Here is a 15687-nt window from a genome sequence, read left to right as displayed (position 1 = left end):
ACGCGCTGGTGCTCGCGACCATGGGCGTGCTGGCGCTGGTGGGGCTGCGGCTGTTGTCCTCGGAGGGGCGGCCCGCGCTCGCCACGTTCTGCCTGGGCGTCGCCGGGTGGCTCGCCGGGGTGGGCCTGCACGCCGTGCCCGCGCTGTTCCTGGGGCCCACGGGCTTCATGGATTCACTGGGGCGGCGCACGCCGTTCTCCCGGCTGGAGTGGTTCTCGTTCCAGCGGGAGCAGGGAGAGCTGCCCCGCGTGCGGCTTCAAGCAGGGCAGGGGACGCGGCTGCTGTTGGCCGCGCGGCTCGCCAGCGCGGACGAGGACGTGGTGCGCGCGGCGCTCGCCGGCGCGGGCGTCAGCGTCCGGAGGCGGTAGCGGCCTTCCACGGGTCGCCGCCCACGCCGAAGGCCTCCAGTTCGAAGGACTGGGCGCCGGAGACGCTCACCAGGCCCAGCACCGGGACGCTGGGGGACCACTGGGCGGTGATGCCTCCCGCGTACGAGTACTCCTTCACCTCCAGCTTCCTGCCGGCGACCGTCTCCGTGCTCTCGCGCAGGGGATGGGGCTGGCGGTCCGCGCCGGGCTTGTTGAAGGGCGCGGGCGTGTCGGTGGGCGGCCGGCCCGGCACGCGCAGGCGCATGAGCAGCACGCTCTTCGCGCTGAAGCGCTCGCCCTCCACCAGGAAGTCGAAGCCCACGCGTCCGGTGGCGGGCACGTCCAGCTCCACGATGACCCAGCGGCCCCGCTTGCCTTCATGGCGTCCCGCACCACCCTGCTTGATGACGAACTGCGGGGGCCCGTCCGGCGACGTGTTCACGTAGCGCGCCCAGCCGCCCTCGCGAATGACGAGGGGCAGTCCGAACAGCGCATCCGGCGCGCTGCCCTGCGCCCACGAAGGCAGGGCGCCCAGGCCCGCCAGCAACACCGTGAGCAACACCAGGCTCCGCGCCGCCCGGTCCGTCATGCGCTTCCGTCCCCCGGACTTGTCCGGCGCGGAGCCCCGGTCCCATAGTGCTGTTCCCATGCGCCGTCTCCTGTGTCCCGTGTGCACCGCCGTGCTGCTCTCCGCCACGCCGGCCATGTCCTCCGCGCCCGACGCGGGCACTCCCTCTTCACGTCCCGCGACGGCGGCCTCCACCGACGCGGGAGTGCCCGCTTCCAACGATCCGCCCATCGCCTCCGAGCGCCTCGCCGAAGCGCGCGCCCTGGTGCCGCCCCTGCTGCTCTACGGCCAGCTCCAACCCGTCGTGGGCACGTGGGTGGAATACACCGTCCAATCGACGCCGAAGAACACCCACCCCGTGCGAGCCGCCGTCGTGGGTGAGACGCCGCGTGAGCGCGACACGCTCTATCAAGTCGAGCTGGACTACCAGACGACGCCCCGCGCCCTCATCATCGTCTGGGTGGCCCGCGCCGGCACCGCCCGCGCCGTGGTGGAGCGGCTGGCCATCTCCGTGCCGCCCAACACCCCCATCTCCGTCCCGGTGGACCTCCTCGCGGACCACGCCGCGCTCCAGGGCCAGCTCGTCCGCCAGCGCGACACCGACGTGCGCGCCGGTTCCTTCGCCGGCAAGGGCCGGGAGTTCACCTTCCGCCGGGAGTCCGGCGAGCGGGTGACGGTGGTGACGGCGGCGCAGGTGCCCGTGTTCGGCGTGGAGTCCCTGCGCGACGGGGAGGTCACCTGGACGGCGCGGAAGAGCGGCACCGGTGCCCGGCCCGCGCTGGACGTCGTGCCGCTCACGCTGCCCCGGCTGCCCGCGCCCTGAGCTTCAGCCGAACGGGTAGCCCAGCACGCAGTAGAAGCCGCGGATGTAGATGGTGAGCGCCGCGAACATCTCCGGCGCGAACGTGGTGATGGCGCCGACGCCGAACATGAACGCCATCAGCAACACCGTGAACTCCGCCATGGCCTGGCCCCGGGAGCGGGGACGCTTGAGCCACCGGTAGCCTCGCGACAACACGCCGTTCATCGATTCGACTCCTGGGGAAGAGGGGCACGCTCGAGCACGAACGTGATGAGGGATTCCGGAGGCCCGTCCTTGTCGAGCGGCGACAGCGTCAACGCCAGCCGCTCACCGCGGCGCTCGAACTCGAGCACCTCCACGCCCCGCGCGAGCCGCCGCCCCGAAGGCGCGTACCCCCGCGAGGGCAGCTGCGCCCGGTAGAACTCCGCGAGCATCTGGGGCGTGCCGTGCGCCACCTGCGTGAGCGTGGTGCTGCCCGCGCCGGGGCCGCCGCTGCCTTCGTCCACGCGCAGCACCGTCACCACGCCCGGAGGCTGCGGCAGCGACTCGGGCGCCGTGCCTCCCAGGTGGATGCCCTCCGGCGCCTCCACCAGCGAGGGGAACACCAGCGTGCGCGTCGCGGCGCCGCCCACGCGGATGGTGGTGACGGCCACCAGCGCGCCCAGCCGGTCGTCGTAGTAGTTCACGGAGCCGCCGCCCGCGCCGTCGTCCTGCGTGACGATGTGCCGGCCGCGCAGGCGGAACTGGCGCGCGTAGAACTCCAGCACCTCACCGGGCGGGTGGTCCGTTTCGAAGTAGCCCATCTCCATGGGGCTGCCGTTGGTCACCAGCCGGCCCAGGGGAATCAGCGTCTCGCCGGGGAAGGGCGGGATGACGCGCTGGACCCGGCCCACGCCGGCATCCGGAAACGGCGGCGCCGGGGGCAGGGCGATCTCCGGCGTGGAGGGCGGCCTCGCCGGAAGCTCCGGCGCCGGAGGCGGAGGGTCCTTCAGCAGCGCGGCGGTGGCCACGAGCGCGAGCAGCCCGCCCAGCCCCAGCCAGCGCGTGAGCGCGCCCGTGCGATCCGACAGTCCACTCATGGGATGCAGGCGTCGCTGTTGTAGCGGAAGTACGCCGCGGCCGCCGTGGTGGACTGCGTGTACTCGGACTCCGGCTCGTTGGAGATGATGGCGCCCTGGAAGAAGTTCCCACGGCACCGGTACGAACGCATGGGCCAGTTGTCGTCCCGGCCTCCGGAGTTGGAGAGCCCGCGCTTCGTCTTGATGGCGTTGGGCTCGCAGCTGCCGTAGCAGTAGCTGGTGTCGTTGCGCCAGTACGCGGCCTGGAGCACGTCGCCCGGCACCGTGCGCGTGGGCCGGACCGCGTTGAAGTTGCCCGCGGCCGTCACCTCGCGGATGACCACGGACTGGCGCACGTACTCGTCGGAGAAGGGGAAGTCGAGCCCCAGCACGCCCAGCACCGACCCGATGGAGTTCAGCGCCCCGCCGGTCCCCACGCCCGCGTAGACGATCTTGCTGGAGCGGTCATGCGTGAGCTCTTCCACGCGCGGATACGTCTGGGACTGGTTGTCGCCCGGCCCCCACGCCCGCCACGTGTCGTGGAAGAGGTAGAAGTGCTCCTGGAAGTTCAGGTCCAGCTGGTTGCCGTCCGGGCCCGTCGTGTAGAGGGCGATCTCCTTGGGGATGATGCGGTTCACCAGCCGGACCTGCACGTCCGCCTGGACCGCGCCGACGCTGGGGTCGAACCCCATGTTCTCCACCAGTTGCTCCGGTGACCCGCCCAGCGCGCCAATGGCCGCGGCCGCAAGGCCCCCCACGCCCGACTGCGCGCCCATCTTGGACATCTCCACGCCTTCGAGCGGCGCGTCCGCGTTCTGGGCCTGGACCTGGATGGTGATGCCGTTGCGGTACGCCGTGCCCAGCGTGCCCGTCTTGGTGGAGCCGTCCAGGTCCTGGTAGCGCTGGCGCGCCTCCGCCGCGATGGCGGAGACGTCCTGGCGCACCGTGCGCTCGAAGGCCACGAAGCGCGCCATCTCCGCCATCTTCAGGCGCGCGCGCTGCACCTCCCAGAAGTAGTTCGCCCAGAGGACCAGCACGACGAGCAGCGGCGCCAGCAGCGCCAGCTCCACCGTGGCCGAACCCCGCGCCGCGCGGCGCGTCAGTAGTTGATGCCGTTGATCAGCCATTCGCTGTCCTCCCAGGCGGGCACCAGCCACTTGAGGTGATCCGCGTCCCAGTGGGTCTGGATGGGCGCCAGGCGCGCGGTCCAGAGCGGATTGAAGAAGTTGGGCTCTTCCTTCCACACGCCGGGGCGGTGGTAGATGGCGCGGCCCACCGCCATGGCCATCATGCCGCCCGTGCGCTTGCGGAAGTCCGCCGCGTACTGGTCCTGCTTGCCGCCCACGTAGCGCCAGGTCATGTCCAGGTACGACTCGCGGATCTCCTCCGCGTTGTTCTCCGCGGTGTCGTACTTGCCGTTGCCGCTGCCCTCCATGAACGCGTTCTGGGACAGGTTCTCCAGCTCGTAGACGGGCTTCTTGCCGCTCTTCTCCGCGCCCATGTCCTTGCCCAGGACGATGAGGTTGCACGGGTAGCCGAAGTGGTTCTGCCGGGGGCTGACGAAGCTGGTGTCGGACGTGACGAACGGCGTGATGCCCATCCACGGGTGGTGGTCATCCGTCTTGCTGGCGCCGTATTCCTGGTGGAAGCCGCCCCGGTTGTCCGCCGCCGCCCGGAAGCGCAGGCGGAAGACGTCGCTCCAGCCGAAGAGGAAGCACGTGGGGCGCACCTCGATGCGGATGTCGTCCGACGCGAAGAGCTGATCCTTGCGGTTGTTCTCGAAGCCCTCGTCGAAGCTCTTGATCTGGCTGTCCGCCGTCTTGCGGATGCGCAATTCGCCAATGCCCACGCACAGCCGGAACTCCCACCGCCGCCCGATGAGGATGGGGCCCTCGCCCTCGGCCGTCCACCGCCGGCGCACGCCGTTGGCCAGGTTGCCCATGAGCAGGCGGTACTTGGCCATGTTCGGATCCGACAGCTTGTTGCCCGTCACCAGCTTCCCGCGCGTCAGCATGCCGGTGGGGTCCACGCCCATGGTGGGGCTGCTGCTGAAGGGACCGTCATCCAGGATGTGCAGGAAGTTCTTGGCGTTGGAGTAGTTGATGTCGCCCGGGTTGCCGAACAGCGAGGACACGGAGGAGTTGGTGAACGACTGCCCGGAGTCCATGTCCTCGGTGACCTCCGCCCGGGGGTCGGTCTGTTCGATGACGTCGCCCCGCCCCTTCGTGGTGTAGAGGTCGAAGAGGGTCCCCGTGAGCATGGCCTCCTGGGCCAGCCAGAGCGCGATGTTGAGCGCTGTGATGACCGGGATGAGTAATCGTGTGACGGTCTCCACCGTCACCTTCCACGCTTTTATCGCCGCGGAGACCGCGGCGAAGACAGCGCCGATGCCGGGGATGTATTGCAGGTACTTGGCCGCCACGCCGATGGTGCGGTCCAGGTACACCGCGTGGCTCACGTAGGACATCAGCGTGAGCATCGCGGAGTAGTGCACGATCATCGCGCGGTTGGTGTACGCGAGGAAGTTGTAGGCCCGCGCCTCCTTCACCGCCAGCGAGTACGCCTGCGCATCCGCGGCGTCCTGCAGCTTGATCTTCTCGTACACGCCCTGGCCAATGCCCACCGACGTCATGACGGTGACGGCCAGCACGAGCATCACCACCACCCCGAGCACCATGGCCTGCCCGCGCTCGTCGCGCCGCAGTCTTCGCAGTATCCGGAACATCCTTGAGGGGGTCCTTCTGGCGAGCGCCGGGGGAGGCGCTAGCCGTCCACGGCGCACGAGGTGGGACCATGCGCGCCGCTGTTGAGGAGGTTGGACTGCATGCGCATCGAGTAGGTCGCGATGACCGGGATGGCGAAGACGTTGCTGTTGGCCAGCGTGCGGATCTTCTGGTGGTCGTCGTCCTGGCTCGCGCCCTGGTCCTCCAGGTGCTTCGTGAGGCTGCCGCCGTTCACCTTCTGGGTGGTGAAGTTGACGCCCCGCATGGCCAGGCCGTTGAGCGCCTCGCGGCCCATGTAGAAGGCGTGCAGCTGCCAGTTCGCGAACGGGATGCGCATCTCGTAGAAGTACGTGATGCGCACCGTGAGGAGGTTGGCCTCGATGACCTGCGCGTTGCGGATGTCGTCGTAGTCCAGCTCGCGGCCCTGCATGTGCGAGCCATAGGAGGCGAAGAGGGTGCCCAGCTGGCTGCGCCGGGGGTTGAGCACCTCCACCCGCACGCGCTCCAGGTCCACCTGCTGGTAGCGCTGGTTCTGCTCCGCGTTGGTGCCCAGCGTGTACGCGTCGTGGACCTTGGCCACGTTGATCAGCGTGTCCACGCGGCCCTTGACCTCGCCGGAGGCGGGCGGTCCCAGCGTGGGCAGCACCGCCACGTAGGCGGCGTCCTTCATGGTCTCGCAGTCACCGCCGTTGACGATGCCCGCGCGCACCGCCCGGTACGCCGCGTACTCCGTCATCAGCCGCGCGTGGTGGAGCGTCCCCAGCTGGAGGATGCCCAGGATGAGGAACACCATCACCGGGATGACCAGCGCGGACTCCACGACCGCCTGACCCGACTCACCGGGATGGGTTGAGGGGGACCTTTTCATGGGACGTCCAATCTTCACACGGCGTGTCATCGGGATGCCAGCGGGCGGGCCCAGGGGTGCACGCCAGCCTTTCCCATGACACGGAGCGGATCCAATACGGGACGCAAAAAGACGGTATCGGGCACGTGGACGCGCCACGCCGAAACATGCGCCCCGCCCGGTGAAGAGCGGACTTCAAATCCTGAAAGGCCCGCGCCCAAAGCGCGAAAGACCGGGCCCCCCCGCGCCAAGCGCTCAGGCCGTCCGGGGTGACGGAGGACGCGCGGTGCCCAGGCCGCGCTCGCGCGTGCGGGCGTTCGCCAGTCGCTGCCGGTGGCCCGCGAGCAGGTCGCTGCGGGTGAGGATGCCCAGGACCAGTCCCGGCCTCGCGCGGGAGACGACGGGCAGGCGGCCCACGCCTTCGTCCATCATCAGGTCCGCCGCCTCGCGCAGGGAGCTGTCGTCGAAGACGACCGCGGGCGGCCGCTTCACCACGTCGCGCAGCTTTCGGCCTTCGCTCGCGTGGCCGTCCAGCAGGTCCCGGCGCGTGACGACGCCCATCAGCGTCCCTTCGGGGGTGACGACGGGGAAGCCCTGGTGGCGGGAGCCCGCGGCGTCGGAGGCAAGCCACGTGCGCACCTCTTCCAGGAGCGCGTCCGCCTGCAGCGTCACCACGGGCTTGAGGCCATGGTCGCGCACGAGCGCCGTGCCCAGCGCGTCCGCGCCCAGCTCCGTGGGGATGCGCGCGCCGCGGCGGGCCAGCTTCTCCGTCATGATGGAGTGCCGCATCATCAGCGCGGACACCAGGTAGGACGCCGCGCAGCCGGCGAGCAGCGGCAGGAGTCCCAGCGGCTGGCGCGTCGTCTCAAAGGCGAACACCACCGACGCGAGCAGCGCGCGGGACGCCCCGGCGAAGAGCGCGGCCATGCCCACCAGCGCCGCGACGCGCACGTCCACGCCCAGCTGGGGGAACAGCTGCGTGGCCAGCAGCCCCAGGCCGGAGCCCAGGCCGCCGCCCAGCGTGAAGAGGGGCGCCAGCGTGCCGCCGGACGTCCCGCTGCCCAGCGCGACGGACCAGGAGATGAACTTGAGCGCGCAGAAGAGGAGCATCGCCGTGCCCACGAAGCGGCCGGAGAGGATGTCCTCGATGTTGGTGTAGCCCACGCCCAGCGTGCGCGGGGAGAAGTAGCCCACCACGCCCACCACGATGCCGCCCAGCGCGGGCCACCACATCCAGTGGATGGGCAGCTTCTCGAACAGGTCCTCCAGCCAGTACACCGCGCGCGTGCACGCCACGGAGGCGGCGCCGATGATGAGCCCCAGCACGCCGTAGAACGCGAGCGCGCTGCCCGACGGCGTGGTCAGGTCCGGGATGGCGAACGCGGGCGCGCCGCCCATGAACGCGATGCGCACGCCGGTGGCGGTGGCGGTGGCCAGGGCCACGGGGATGACGGAGCGGGGCTTGAACTCGAAGAGCAGCAGCTCCACGGCGAGGAGCACCGCGGACACCGGCGCGCCGAACGTGGCGGCCATGCCCGCGGCGGCGCCCGCGGCGAGCAGCGCCTTGCGCTCATCCGCCGTGACGTGGAGCCCCTGACCCAGCAGCGACCCCAGCGCGCCACCGGTGGCGATGATGGGGCCCTCCGCGCCAAACGGGCCACCGGTGCCGATGGCGATCGCCGACGACAGCGGCTTGAGCAGCGTCATGCGGGGCGGGATGCGGCTCTGGTTGAACAGCACCTGCTCCATGGCCTCCGGGATGCCGTGGCCCCGGATGGCCCGCGAGCCATAGCGCGCCATCAGGCCCACGATGATGGCGCCCGCCACGGGCACCAGCACCACCCAGCCGCCCAGCGCATGGTCCCCCGGAGACACCGGCTGCATGGACAGCCGTCCGTAGAAGGCCAGGTTCGTGACGAAGTGGATGAGCGCGCCCAGCCCCTGCGCCACCAGGCCCGCGGCGATCGCGAGCACCACGGCCAGGGCGCTGATGAACACGGTGCGCGAGTCCACCGAAACGCTGGAGGAAGGGGTGCGCAGGCTGGCGAGCGCGGGGCCCATGGACGGGGCCACGGGGAGGCTGGACCGCGCCTCCGAGCCCTCGCCCAGGCCCTCCTCGATGCGTTCCACGTCAGGTTTCTTCATCGGTGTGCTCCTGTGTCTTGCGGCGCCGCGAAGGGCGCGAGGCTTCGTCTTCGAAAAAGAGCGGGGCCACGTCCCCGTCGAGCCCCAGGGCGCGCATCCAGGCGTCCAGTCCCTGGACCAATCCCGCGCGCACGTCGGGGGGCATCCCGCGCAGCCCGGAGATGAGCCGGGCCTGGGCCATGGGCGGCGCCTTGCGCACCAGCGCGCGGCCCTTGGGCTCCAGCGCCACCTCCACGCGGCGGCCGTCCTCGTCCGAGCGGCGGCGGCTCACCAGCCCCTGTTCAATCAGCCTGGTGACGACGACGGAGACGCTGCTCTGGTGCGTGAGCGTCCGCTCCGCGAGCGTGTTGATGGAGCACGGCCCGGACTCCGCCAGCTCCTGGAGGATGAAGAGCTGGGCGCCGCTGATGCCCACCAGCCGTTCGGAGGCGCGAGCCGAGACCCGCAGCAGGCGCACCAACCGCCGCACGCCGTCCATGGCCGCGCGCACCTCACCGGACACGTCCGGAGGCGGCGGCCCATTTGTATGGGAGCCCATATATCTGCCCGCAAACTACGGGGCAGGGGAGGCGGGCACAAGCAAAAGTGAGGGGGCTGCCTGGCTGCCTGGGTGACGGTGTCCGGGAGCCAGGGGCTGGACCGGTTCACCGCACGGCGAGACCCGGGCCGGTGATGGTCATTGGGAAACCTTCCGCTGGGTCAGGAGCCAGTCCACGAAGAGGCGCGCGGCCGGGCGCAGGCGCCGGTGGGAGGGGTACACCACGAAGTAGCTGGCGCGGGTGGGCACCATGGGCCCGGGCAGCCGGATGAGGCGGCCGTCCGCGAAGTAGGGCGTGGCGATCTTCTCGCGCGCCAGCGCCGCGCCCAGGCCCTGCACCGCGGCCATCAGCGCGCCGGTGGTGTCGCTGAAGCTGTAGCGCTCCTCGAACCGGGCCCCGCGCACGCCCGCGGAGCGGAACCAGTCCTGCCATCCCTGCCGGCTCAGGTCCCCGATGAGCGGAAGCTTCGCCACGTCCTCCGCGTCGCGCACCTGCTCCAGTCCCGCGAGCTTCGGGGACGCCACCGGGAACAGGGCGTCGTCCATGAGCGGCTGCGCGCTCAATCCCGGCCACGGGGGCTGGCCGTAGCGGATGCCCAGGTCCGGCCCGCCCTCGTCGAAGCGGGTGAGCGCCATCTCCGTGTCCACGTGGATCCGGATGCGCGGATGCCGCGAGGTGAAGCCCGGCATGCGCGGCAGGAGCCACGCGTAGGTCAGCGAGTGCACGGTGGTGACGCGCACCACGGCGTCCTCGTCCCGTGCGTGCTTGAGGCCCGCGAGCACGTGGTCCATGTCCGACAGCGCGCTGCTGGCGGCGTCCGCGAGCTGGCGCCCCTCGGCTGTCAGGGCCACGCCCCGGGCGTGCCGCTGGAACAGGGTGACCCCCAGCCGGTCCTCCAGCTTGCGCACGTGGTGGCTGACGGCGCTCGCGGTCAGGTGCAGCTCCTCCGCGGCGCGGGCGAAGTTCTGGTGGCGGGCGGCGGACTCGAACGCCGCCAGGGCGGGGAGCAGGTCGGTGCGCAGGGTCATGGGGACGAGCCTCAAATCTGGCTCATGTCTGACACGGAAACGATGCGCTTGTGAAGTCAGGGCCACGGCGTGAAGAGAAGGGCCAGACAGCAGTCTGATTTCTTCCTCGCACGAGGTGGCCGTCATGAGCGCATCCGGTCTCACCCATCCCCAGGCCGTGACTCCCACCTTCAACCGGGCCTGGATCACGCCCCTGGAGCTGGGAGGGCTGGCCGCCGTCTGGGGCGCGTCCTTCCTGTTCCTGCGCATCGCGGCGCCGGCCTTCGGTCCCATCCCCCTGGTGGAGCTGCGCCTGGTGCTGGGGGCCGCCGTGCTGATGCCCTTCCTGTGGCGTGCGCGCGCGTCCATCCCTCGCGCGCTGTGGCCCCGGCTGGCGCTGGTGGGCGTCATCAACGCGGCGGTGCCCTTCTCGCTGTTCGCCTGGGCCGCGCGGCAGGCCCCCGCGGGCGTCGGGGCCATCACCAACAGCATGGCGGTGCTCTTCACCGCCCTGGTGGCGTTCCTCTTCTACGGCGAGCGCATCGGAGCGCGGCGCGCGGTGGCGCTGCTCACGGGCTTCGCGGGCGTGGTGGTGCTGGCCAGCGGCAGGTCCGCGGGCGCGAGCGTCGCCTGGGCCGTGGCGGCGGGGACCACGGGCGCGTTCCTCTACGGCATTGGCGGGAACCTGGTGCGCCGCCACTTCTCCGGACTGCCGGCCGCCGCGGTCGCCTCCGCCACCCTGGGCTGCGGCGCGGTGCTGCTGTTGCCCTTCGCGGTGGCCACGTGGCCCACGCAGTCCATCGGCCTGCGCCCCTGGCTGGCGGGAGCGGCCCTGGGCATCGTCTGCACCGGCTTCGGGTACGCGGTGTTCTACCGCCTCATCCAGCGCATCGGCGCGCCGCGCGCCGCCGTCGTCACCTACCTGGTGCCGCTGTTCGCGCTGACCTGGGCCTGGCTGCTGCTGGGCGAGCAGCTGACGCCCACCATGGGCGTGGCGGGCGCGCTCATCCTGGGCAGCGTGGCGCTGGGGCAGGTCCCCTCGGCGCCGAAGGCGAAGTGAGGCGTCAGCGCCGCTCGAACTTCCAGATGCGGTAGCCGTCGCGGACCGGCTGCATGAACCGCCGGACGATGAAGGCCGGGACGCGCTTGCCGGCCAGCTCCAGCGCGCGCAGGGGCACGGAGGTGGAGGACACGGCCGAGTAGCCCGTCTCCAGGAAGACGGACTCCGGTGTGTCCGACATGTCCTGGAAGGACGCGCCCATGCTGGCGAGCACCGCGTGCAGGTCGCGGCTGTACTCGCGCTGGAAGCTCTCGCGCATCAGGTCGCAGTACACGGCGTGGTGGGGGAACACGTCCCGGAGCACCGCGAGCATGTCCCGGCGCTGCGCGGTGGACAGGTACATGAGCACGCCCTCGATGATGACGTGCGTGCGCCGGGCGTCTCTGTAGGGCTCCAGCTTCTGGGCCAGCGACTCCGACGCGAAGTCGATGGGAAGGCGCTCGAGCGGGTTCTTCGCCTCCGTCACCGGCAGCTTCGCGTCCTTGTGCGTGAGGATGGCGGGCTCGTCCACCTCCAGCCACCGGCCTCCGTGAAGGCGGTAGGCGCGCGTGTCGAAGCCCGCGCCCAGCACCACCACGCGCGCGTTGGGCTCGCGGTCCAGCTCCTCCTGCACCAGCGCGTCGATGACTTGATGCCTCGCGGCGTTGCTGGCGTTGGCCCGGTCGAAGGACTGGAAGCGGGCCCAGACCTGCCGCGCCTCGTCATCCATGAAGCGGAAGGCGAAGGTGTCATTGCACAGCGGCCGGGGTTTGCGCGCGTCCTCCGCCCGGCACGCCAGGGTGTAGTACGCGGTCTTCGAGATGGCATTGGCCATGGCTTGGCGCTCCTTGAAACCTGCTCGCAGCTTGCATGAGATACGCGCTTTCTCGAAAGGTTGGTCCAGATGCGATTCGTGATGGCGCTGGGCGTGGTCGCGTTGGGAGCGGGCTGTGCGCATGCGCCGAAGCCGGCGGACCCGGACGAGGAGGCCCAGCAGCTTTCGGCGGAGGCGGAGCAGGCCTATGACGCGCTGGACTTCAACCGGTGCGAGGAGCGCTTCCGCGCCTCCGGCGAGGCGAGCATGGTGGGTCCGGACCGGGTGGCGTCCTTCTACCGCGCGGCGGGGTGCGCCTCGCTCGCGGGCCACGCGGACGCGGCGATGGAGGTGCTCAAGCGCGCGGTCCAGGGCGGCTACTCCGACGCGGTCCACCTGGAATACAACCCGGAGCTGGCGGCGCTGCGCCCGCTGCCCGAGTGGAGCGGCATCGTCGCGAAGGCCCGCGCCAACCTGGAGCAGGCCTCCGAGCCTCCGTTCCCGACGTTCATCCTGACGGGAATCGATGCGTTCGGTTCGCGAAGGGTGGACCGGGAGGTTGTCCGTCAGGTGCTGGGGCTGGAGGTGGGCAAGCCCATCATCCACAGCGCCGCGGTCTTCCGGCAGAAGGAACAGCTCCTGCGCGAGCAGTACAACCTCGTCTTCGCCCGGACGGGGATGACCCTGTTCTTCGCCGAGGAGTTCAAGGGCTCCGCCTTCGTGGTGGTGGACATGGTGGACGCGCAAGATGCCGCGGCCCGGCTCCGCTTCCTCGCCCCACCCAAGGGCCATCCCCCGGATCCGGAGGGATTGATTGCCCGGTGGCGTGAGTATCAGCCGCGCCTGAACCGTCTCCAGTTGCAGGGCATGCTCGCGGAGGACTCCAGCTGCAAGGTCGCGCATTGCATTGGTGGGTTTGGCCATCCGGACCTGGCGGCCTACGAGCCCGAGTTCATCGAGAAGGTGCCCGAGCACCTGGACGCGCTGACCACGGTCCTGCGCGAGGACGCGGACGCGCCGAAGCGAGCCGCCGCCGCCTACCTGCTCGCGTATGCGCCCACGGCCCTGGAGACCGTCGAGCGGGTGCGGCCCTTCATCCGGGATCCCGATGAGCAGGTGCGCAACAACGTGCTGCGCGTGCTGACGGCCACGCAGCAGGCCGCGACGCAGCCCTTGCTGCACACGTCCGTGGTGGCGGACGCGGTGCTCCTGCCCACGTCGACGGACCGCAACAAGGCGACCTACCTGCTCACGTACCTGCTGGACGACCTGCCGCCGCAGGAGCTGAAGGCGCAGCGGGCGGAGCTCATCCAGAAGCTGGGAGAGACGCTGGTCGCGATGTCCGCGCTCCAGTTGCCCATCAACCGCGACCCGGCGGTCCTGGTGCTCAAGCAGCTCTCCGGAGAGAAGTACGAAACGGCCGGGGAGTGGCGCGCGTGGCTCGCGCGTCAGCTCAATCCCTGACGATGACGGAGACGGGCGTGGAGAACTGCCGCACCACGCAGTCCTCCGCGCTCCCGTCCTCCCACGCCAGCATCGCGAACTCGGCTGGCGTATCGAGCGCGATGATGGGGTGGTGCCACACGCCCCGGTGGTAGTTCACGCCCTGGCCGGGGCCGCAGACGAAGGCGACAAGCCCCTCCAGGTCGGGCCCGCCGGAGGGCGCGGCCGGCGCGACGCACACCAGGAAGCGCGAGCAGCGCATGGGCAGGAACGCCTGGCTGGACTGGGGATGGTGCTCCAGCAGCTTCACGGTGAACGGCAGCGGCTGCGGCACGGAGCGGAACACCGCGAGGTTGGGCTTCGCCCCCGTCCGGCCATTCTCCAGTCTGGCGGACCAGTCGAAGCGCACCGCGGTGCCCTGGTTCGCCGAAGCGCCGCTCTTGAGTCCGGCGGACACGACGTCTCCAAACGGAGCGAAGCCCTCCGGCGTCAGGGGCGAAGCGACGATGGAGCGGAGCGGGGCGGGAGCGTCCTTCATGGGAGGACTATAGGGGACGCGGTCCGAATGGGGGCGGAGGGAGCGAGCCCCAGGCTCCCGGCAGGGGAAGGGCCGGAAGAACGCGGCGCGCCCCGCCTCCTTCCTGACATCCCGAGCACGAGTCTCCACCGTGGATGGAGGAGGCAAGGACTGTCATGGCGCAGGGATATTCCATCAACATCGGTTTGAACGCGGTGGATCCGCATCACTACGCGGGCTGGGACGGCCAGCTGCAGGCGTGCGAAGCGGACGCCGAGGACATGATCGCCATCGCGAAGGCGCAGAGTTTCAGCCGCATCCGCCCCTTCCTGACGAAGGACGCCACGCGAGCGGCGGTGCTCGCGGAGCTGGGCGAGGCGGCGTCGGTGCTCCAGGCCGGGGACCTGCTGATCTTCACCTATTCCGGGCACGGCGGCCAGCTCCCCGACCTGAACGGCGACGAGGACGACGGCCTGGACGAGACGTGGTGTCTGTATGACGGGGAGCTGGTCGACGACGAAATCTACCAGGCGATGGGGAAGCTCAAGGCGGGCGTGCGGGTCTTCATGCTCTCCGACAGCTGCCACAGCGGCTCGGTGAGCAGCGTGGCCTACGCGGCCCTGCGCAACAGCGGCAGCCTGCAGCTGCTGGCGGATTCCATGCGCAGCACGGAGGCCTCGGAGCGGCAGTTCAAGGAGATGCCCCAGGGCATCGAGCACAGGACGTACCGCCAGAACAAGGCGATGTACGACGCCATCCTGAAGGGGTTGCCCAAGGACGACCCGAGGCTGACGCTCAAGGCCACGGTGCTGCTCATCTCCGGCTGCCAGGACAACCAGCTCTCCAGCGACGGCGTGCACAACGGCCTCTTCACGGCCAACCTGCTGCGCGTGTGGAACGAGGGGAAGTTCAAGGCCACCTACCCGACGTTCCACCGCCGCATCCTGCGCACCATGCCGCCCATCCAGTCCCCGGCGTACTCCGTCATCGGAGTCCCCAGCCGCGAATTCGAACGGCAGATTCCCTTCCACGTCAGCTGATCATCGCAACGCGTACCGGCTCTTGAGCTCGGCTTCCACGGAGGCAAGGTCCGCGGCGGGGAAGGCCTGGCTGTAGATGCGCACCTCCGCCAGGTCCGCCTCGGCGTAGTGCTGGCTGAAATACGCCCCGACCTGGGACAGGACCCACGAGCCCTGCGCCTTGACGGGGTGGCTCCCGGCGAGGCGGCCGTTCATGTGAACGGTGAGGGTGGCGCCGTCATAGCGGGCCGTCAGCAGATGGTAGGCCCGCGTGTCGCCCACGGCCGTCGTCACGGCGGGAAGTCCGTTCCCGGTGCCCACGGCCAGCACCTCACCGCCGTTCTCCCAGCGCAGCTGGTTGTTGGGGAAGTTGCCGCCGGGCCCGAGGATCATGCTGAAGGTGTCTTCGGGGTTGTTGTTCTTCCCGACCACGAGAATGGTGAACGCCTCCGGCGAGACGGGCTCCTTCAGGTAGAGCGATTGAGCGCCCTCGAAGCGCACCACCGGGAGGCCATTCAACGTGGAGGCGACGAGCGCGGGCTGCCTCGGCGCGTTGGCCATGACGCCATCGCGGCCATGGCCACTCTGGTCCTGCCACCGTGAGATGCGGCCCCCTTCCGCGACGACGCCCGTGTCCGCGCGGAGCCAGAGCTCCAGTCCGTTCGTTGGCACGGGCGCTGGGGCGTTTCGCTTCGCGCATCCGCCCATCCAGACAGCGAACACAGCCAGGACCACGAGCTTCTTCGTCATGGAGGCATCCTTTCGGAGTCGCCTCCAGAACGTACCGTGAGCCTGGCC

16 protein-coding genes and 1 pseudogene are annotated in these 15687 nt (G+C 70.4%); 5 read left to right on the top strand and 12 right to left on the bottom strand.

Annotation, left to right across the window (positions count from 1 at the left end):
- Positions 1-368: pseudogene (locus tag D7X55_RS43295) on the top strand (hypothetical protein); the annotation flags it as partial.
- Here D7X55_RS43295 and D7X55_RS09845 read toward each other — a convergent pair.
- Positions 349-1017: a hypothetical protein gene (locus tag D7X55_RS09845; RefSeq protein ID WP_233609766.1), complete on the bottom strand. Its 669-nt coding sequence runs from the start codon at positions 1015-1017 to the stop codon at positions 349-351. The pseudogene D7X55_RS43295 and the gene D7X55_RS09845 overlap by 20 nt on opposite strands.
- On the opposite strand from D7X55_RS09845, the gene D7X55_RS09840 reads away from it, so the two are divergent.
- Positions 1016-1759: a hypothetical protein gene (locus D7X55_RS09840; RefSeq protein WP_121722918.1), complete on the top strand. Its 744-nt coding sequence runs from the start codon at positions 1016-1018 to the stop codon at positions 1757-1759. The genes D7X55_RS09845 and D7X55_RS09840 overlap by 2 nt on opposite strands.
- A gap of 3 nt (positions 1760-1762) precedes the next feature.
- On the opposite strand, the gene D7X55_RS09835 is transcribed toward D7X55_RS09840, so the two are convergent.
- The 8 genes from D7X55_RS09835 to D7X55_RS09800 form a co-directional block, all read right to left on the bottom strand.
- Entirely contained in the window at positions 1763-1963 is a 201-nt protein-coding gene (locus D7X55_RS09835; protein WP_120547144.1) for a hypothetical protein, read from the bottom strand.
- Positions 1960-2817 (bottom strand): hypothetical protein, encoded by an 858-nt coding sequence (locus D7X55_RS09830; RefSeq protein ID WP_121722917.1) that lies wholly within the window; start codon positions 2815-2817, stop codon positions 1960-1962. The genes D7X55_RS09835 and D7X55_RS09830 overlap by 4 nt, the downstream gene beginning before the upstream one ends.
- Entirely contained in the window at positions 2814-3923 is a 1110-nt protein-coding gene (locus D7X55_RS09825) for a pilus assembly protein (protein WP_233609762.1), read from the bottom strand. The genes D7X55_RS09830 and D7X55_RS09825 overlap by 4 nt, the downstream gene beginning before the upstream one ends.
- Positions 3896-5521, bottom strand: coding sequence for a pilus assembly protein (locus tag D7X55_RS09820; RefSeq protein WP_120547147.1), 1626 nt, complete (start codon positions 5519-5521; stop codon positions 3896-3898). The genes D7X55_RS09825 and D7X55_RS09820 overlap by 28 nt, the downstream gene beginning before the upstream one ends.
- A gap of 38 nt (positions 5522-5559) precedes the next feature.
- Positions 5560-6387, bottom strand: a complete 828-nt coding sequence (locus D7X55_RS09815) for a TadE/TadG family type IV pilus assembly protein (RefSeq protein WP_120547148.1) — start codon at positions 6385-6387, stop codon at positions 5560-5562.
- Positions 6388-6621: 234 nt separating this feature from the next.
- The gene (locus tag D7X55_RS09810; protein WP_120547149.1) at positions 6622-8511 is read right to left on the bottom strand and encodes a chloride channel protein; all 1890 of its coding nucleotides are present in this window, start codon (positions 8509-8511) and stop codon (positions 6622-6624) included.
- Positions 8498-9049, bottom strand: a complete 552-nt coding sequence (locus tag D7X55_RS09805; protein ID WP_120547150.1) for a MarR family winged helix-turn-helix transcriptional regulator — start codon at positions 9047-9049, stop codon at positions 8498-8500. The genes D7X55_RS09810 and D7X55_RS09805 overlap by 14 nt, the downstream gene beginning before the upstream one ends.
- A 138-nt stretch (positions 9050-9187) precedes the next feature.
- Positions 9188-10078: a LysR substrate-binding domain-containing protein gene (locus D7X55_RS09800; protein WP_120547151.1), complete on the bottom strand. Its 891-nt coding sequence runs from the start codon at positions 10076-10078 to the stop codon at positions 9188-9190.
- A 124-nt stretch (positions 10079-10202) separates the two neighbouring features.
- Between D7X55_RS09800 and D7X55_RS09795 the strand changes: the two genes are divergently transcribed.
- Positions 10203-11117, top strand: a complete 915-nt coding sequence (locus D7X55_RS09795; RefSeq protein ID WP_120547152.1) for a DMT family transporter — start codon at positions 10203-10205, stop codon at positions 11115-11117.
- Positions 11118-11121: 4 nt separating this feature from the next.
- On the opposite strand, the gene D7X55_RS09790 is transcribed toward D7X55_RS09795, so the two are convergent.
- Entirely contained in the window at positions 11122-11931 is an 810-nt protein-coding gene (locus tag D7X55_RS09790; RefSeq protein WP_158626350.1) for a class I SAM-dependent methyltransferase, read from the bottom strand.
- Between the two features lie 69 nt (positions 11932-12000).
- Here D7X55_RS09790 and D7X55_RS09785 point away from each other — a divergent pair, with 69 nt between their 5' ends.
- Complete coding sequence (locus D7X55_RS09785) at positions 12001-13374, top strand: hypothetical protein (RefSeq protein ID WP_120547153.1); 1374 nt, start codon at positions 12001-12003, stop codon at positions 13372-13374.
- On the opposite strand, the gene D7X55_RS09780 is transcribed toward D7X55_RS09785, so the two are convergent.
- Positions 13364-13891 carry an ureidoglycolate lyase gene (locus D7X55_RS09780; protein WP_120547154.1) on the bottom strand — a complete coding sequence of 176 codons (528 nt, stop codon included), beginning with the start codon at positions 13889-13891 and terminating at the stop codon, positions 13364-13366. The genes D7X55_RS09785 and D7X55_RS09780 overlap by 11 nt on opposite strands.
- Before the next feature lie 155 nt (positions 13892-14046).
- Here D7X55_RS09780 and D7X55_RS09775 point away from each other — a divergent pair, with 155 nt between their 5' ends.
- Positions 14047-14910 carry a caspase family protein gene (locus tag D7X55_RS09775; protein WP_121722916.1) on the top strand — a complete coding sequence of 288 codons (864 nt, stop codon included), beginning with the start codon at positions 14047-14049 and terminating at the stop codon, positions 14908-14910.
- On the opposite strand, the gene D7X55_RS09770 is transcribed toward D7X55_RS09775, so the two are convergent.
- Positions 14911-15639 (bottom strand): LamG-like jellyroll fold domain-containing protein, encoded by a 729-nt coding sequence (locus D7X55_RS09770; protein ID WP_158626349.1) that lies wholly within the window; start codon positions 15637-15639, stop codon positions 14911-14913.
- Positions 15640-15687: the final 48 nt, after the last annotated feature.

Source organism: Corallococcus sp. AB049A (assembly GCF_003668885.1).
Taxonomy (GTDB): Bacteria; Myxococcota; Myxococcia; order Myxococcales; family Myxococcaceae; genus Corallococcus; species Corallococcus interemptor.
The sequence above is the reverse complement of the archived record's forward strand: the minus strand, read 5'-3'. Positions and strand labels throughout refer to the sequence as shown.

Coding starts and splice junctions, on each gene's coding strand:
- D7X55_RS09805 (WP_120547150.1), bottom strand. CDS start 9,049: ATGGGCTCCCATACAAATGGGCCGCCGCCTCCGGACGTGTCCGGTGAG.
- D7X55_RS09830 (WP_121722917.1), bottom strand. CDS start 2,817: ATGAGTGGACTGTCGGATCGCACGGGCGCGCTCACGCGCTGGCTGGGG.
- D7X55_RS09810 (WP_120547149.1), bottom strand. CDS start 8,511: ATGAAGAAACCTGACGTGGAACGCATCGAGGAGGGCCTGGGCGAGGGC.
- D7X55_RS09800 (WP_120547151.1), bottom strand. CDS start 10,078: ATGACCCTGCGCACCGACCTGCTCCCCGCCCTGGCGGCGTTCGAGTCC.
- D7X55_RS09780 (WP_120547154.1), bottom strand. CDS start 13,891: ATGAAGGACGCTCCCGCCCCGCTCCGCTCCATCGTCGCTTCGCCCCTG.
- D7X55_RS09840 (WP_121722918.1), top strand. CDS start 1,016: ATGCGCCGTCTCCTGTGTCCCGTGTGCACCGCCGTGCTGCTCTCCGCC.
- D7X55_RS09775 (WP_121722916.1), top strand. CDS start 14,047: ATGGCGCAGGGATATTCCATCAACATCGGTTTGAACGCGGTGGATCCG.
- D7X55_RS09795 (WP_120547152.1), top strand. CDS start 10,203: ATGAGCGCATCCGGTCTCACCCATCCCCAGGCCGTGACTCCCACCTTC.
- D7X55_RS09845 (WP_233609766.1), bottom strand. CDS start 1,017: ATGGGAACAGCACTATGGGACCGGGGCTCCGCGCCGGACAAGTCCGGG.
- D7X55_RS09785 (WP_120547153.1), top strand. CDS start 12,001: ATGCGATTCGTGATGGCGCTGGGCGTGGTCGCGTTGGGAGCGGGCTGT.
- D7X55_RS09820 (WP_120547147.1), bottom strand. CDS start 5,521: ATGTTCCGGATACTGCGAAGACTGCGGCGCGACGAGCGCGGGCAGGCC.
- D7X55_RS09825 (WP_233609762.1), bottom strand. CDS start 3,923: ATGGCTGATCAACGGCATCAACTACTGACGCGCCGCGCGGCGCGGGGT.
- D7X55_RS09790 (WP_158626350.1), bottom strand. CDS start 11,931: ATGGCCAATGCCATCTCGAAGACCGCGTACTACACCCTGGCGTGCCGG.
- D7X55_RS09835 (WP_120547144.1), bottom strand. CDS start 1,963: ATGAACGGCGTGTTGTCGCGAGGCTACCGGTGGCTCAAGCGTCCCCGC.
- D7X55_RS09815 (WP_120547148.1), bottom strand. CDS start 6,387: ATGAAAAGGTCCCCCTCAACCCATCCCGGTGAGTCGGGTCAGGCGGTC.
- D7X55_RS09770 (WP_158626349.1), bottom strand. CDS start 15,639: ATGACGAAGAAGCTCGTGGTCCTGGCTGTGTTCGCTGTCTGGATGGGC.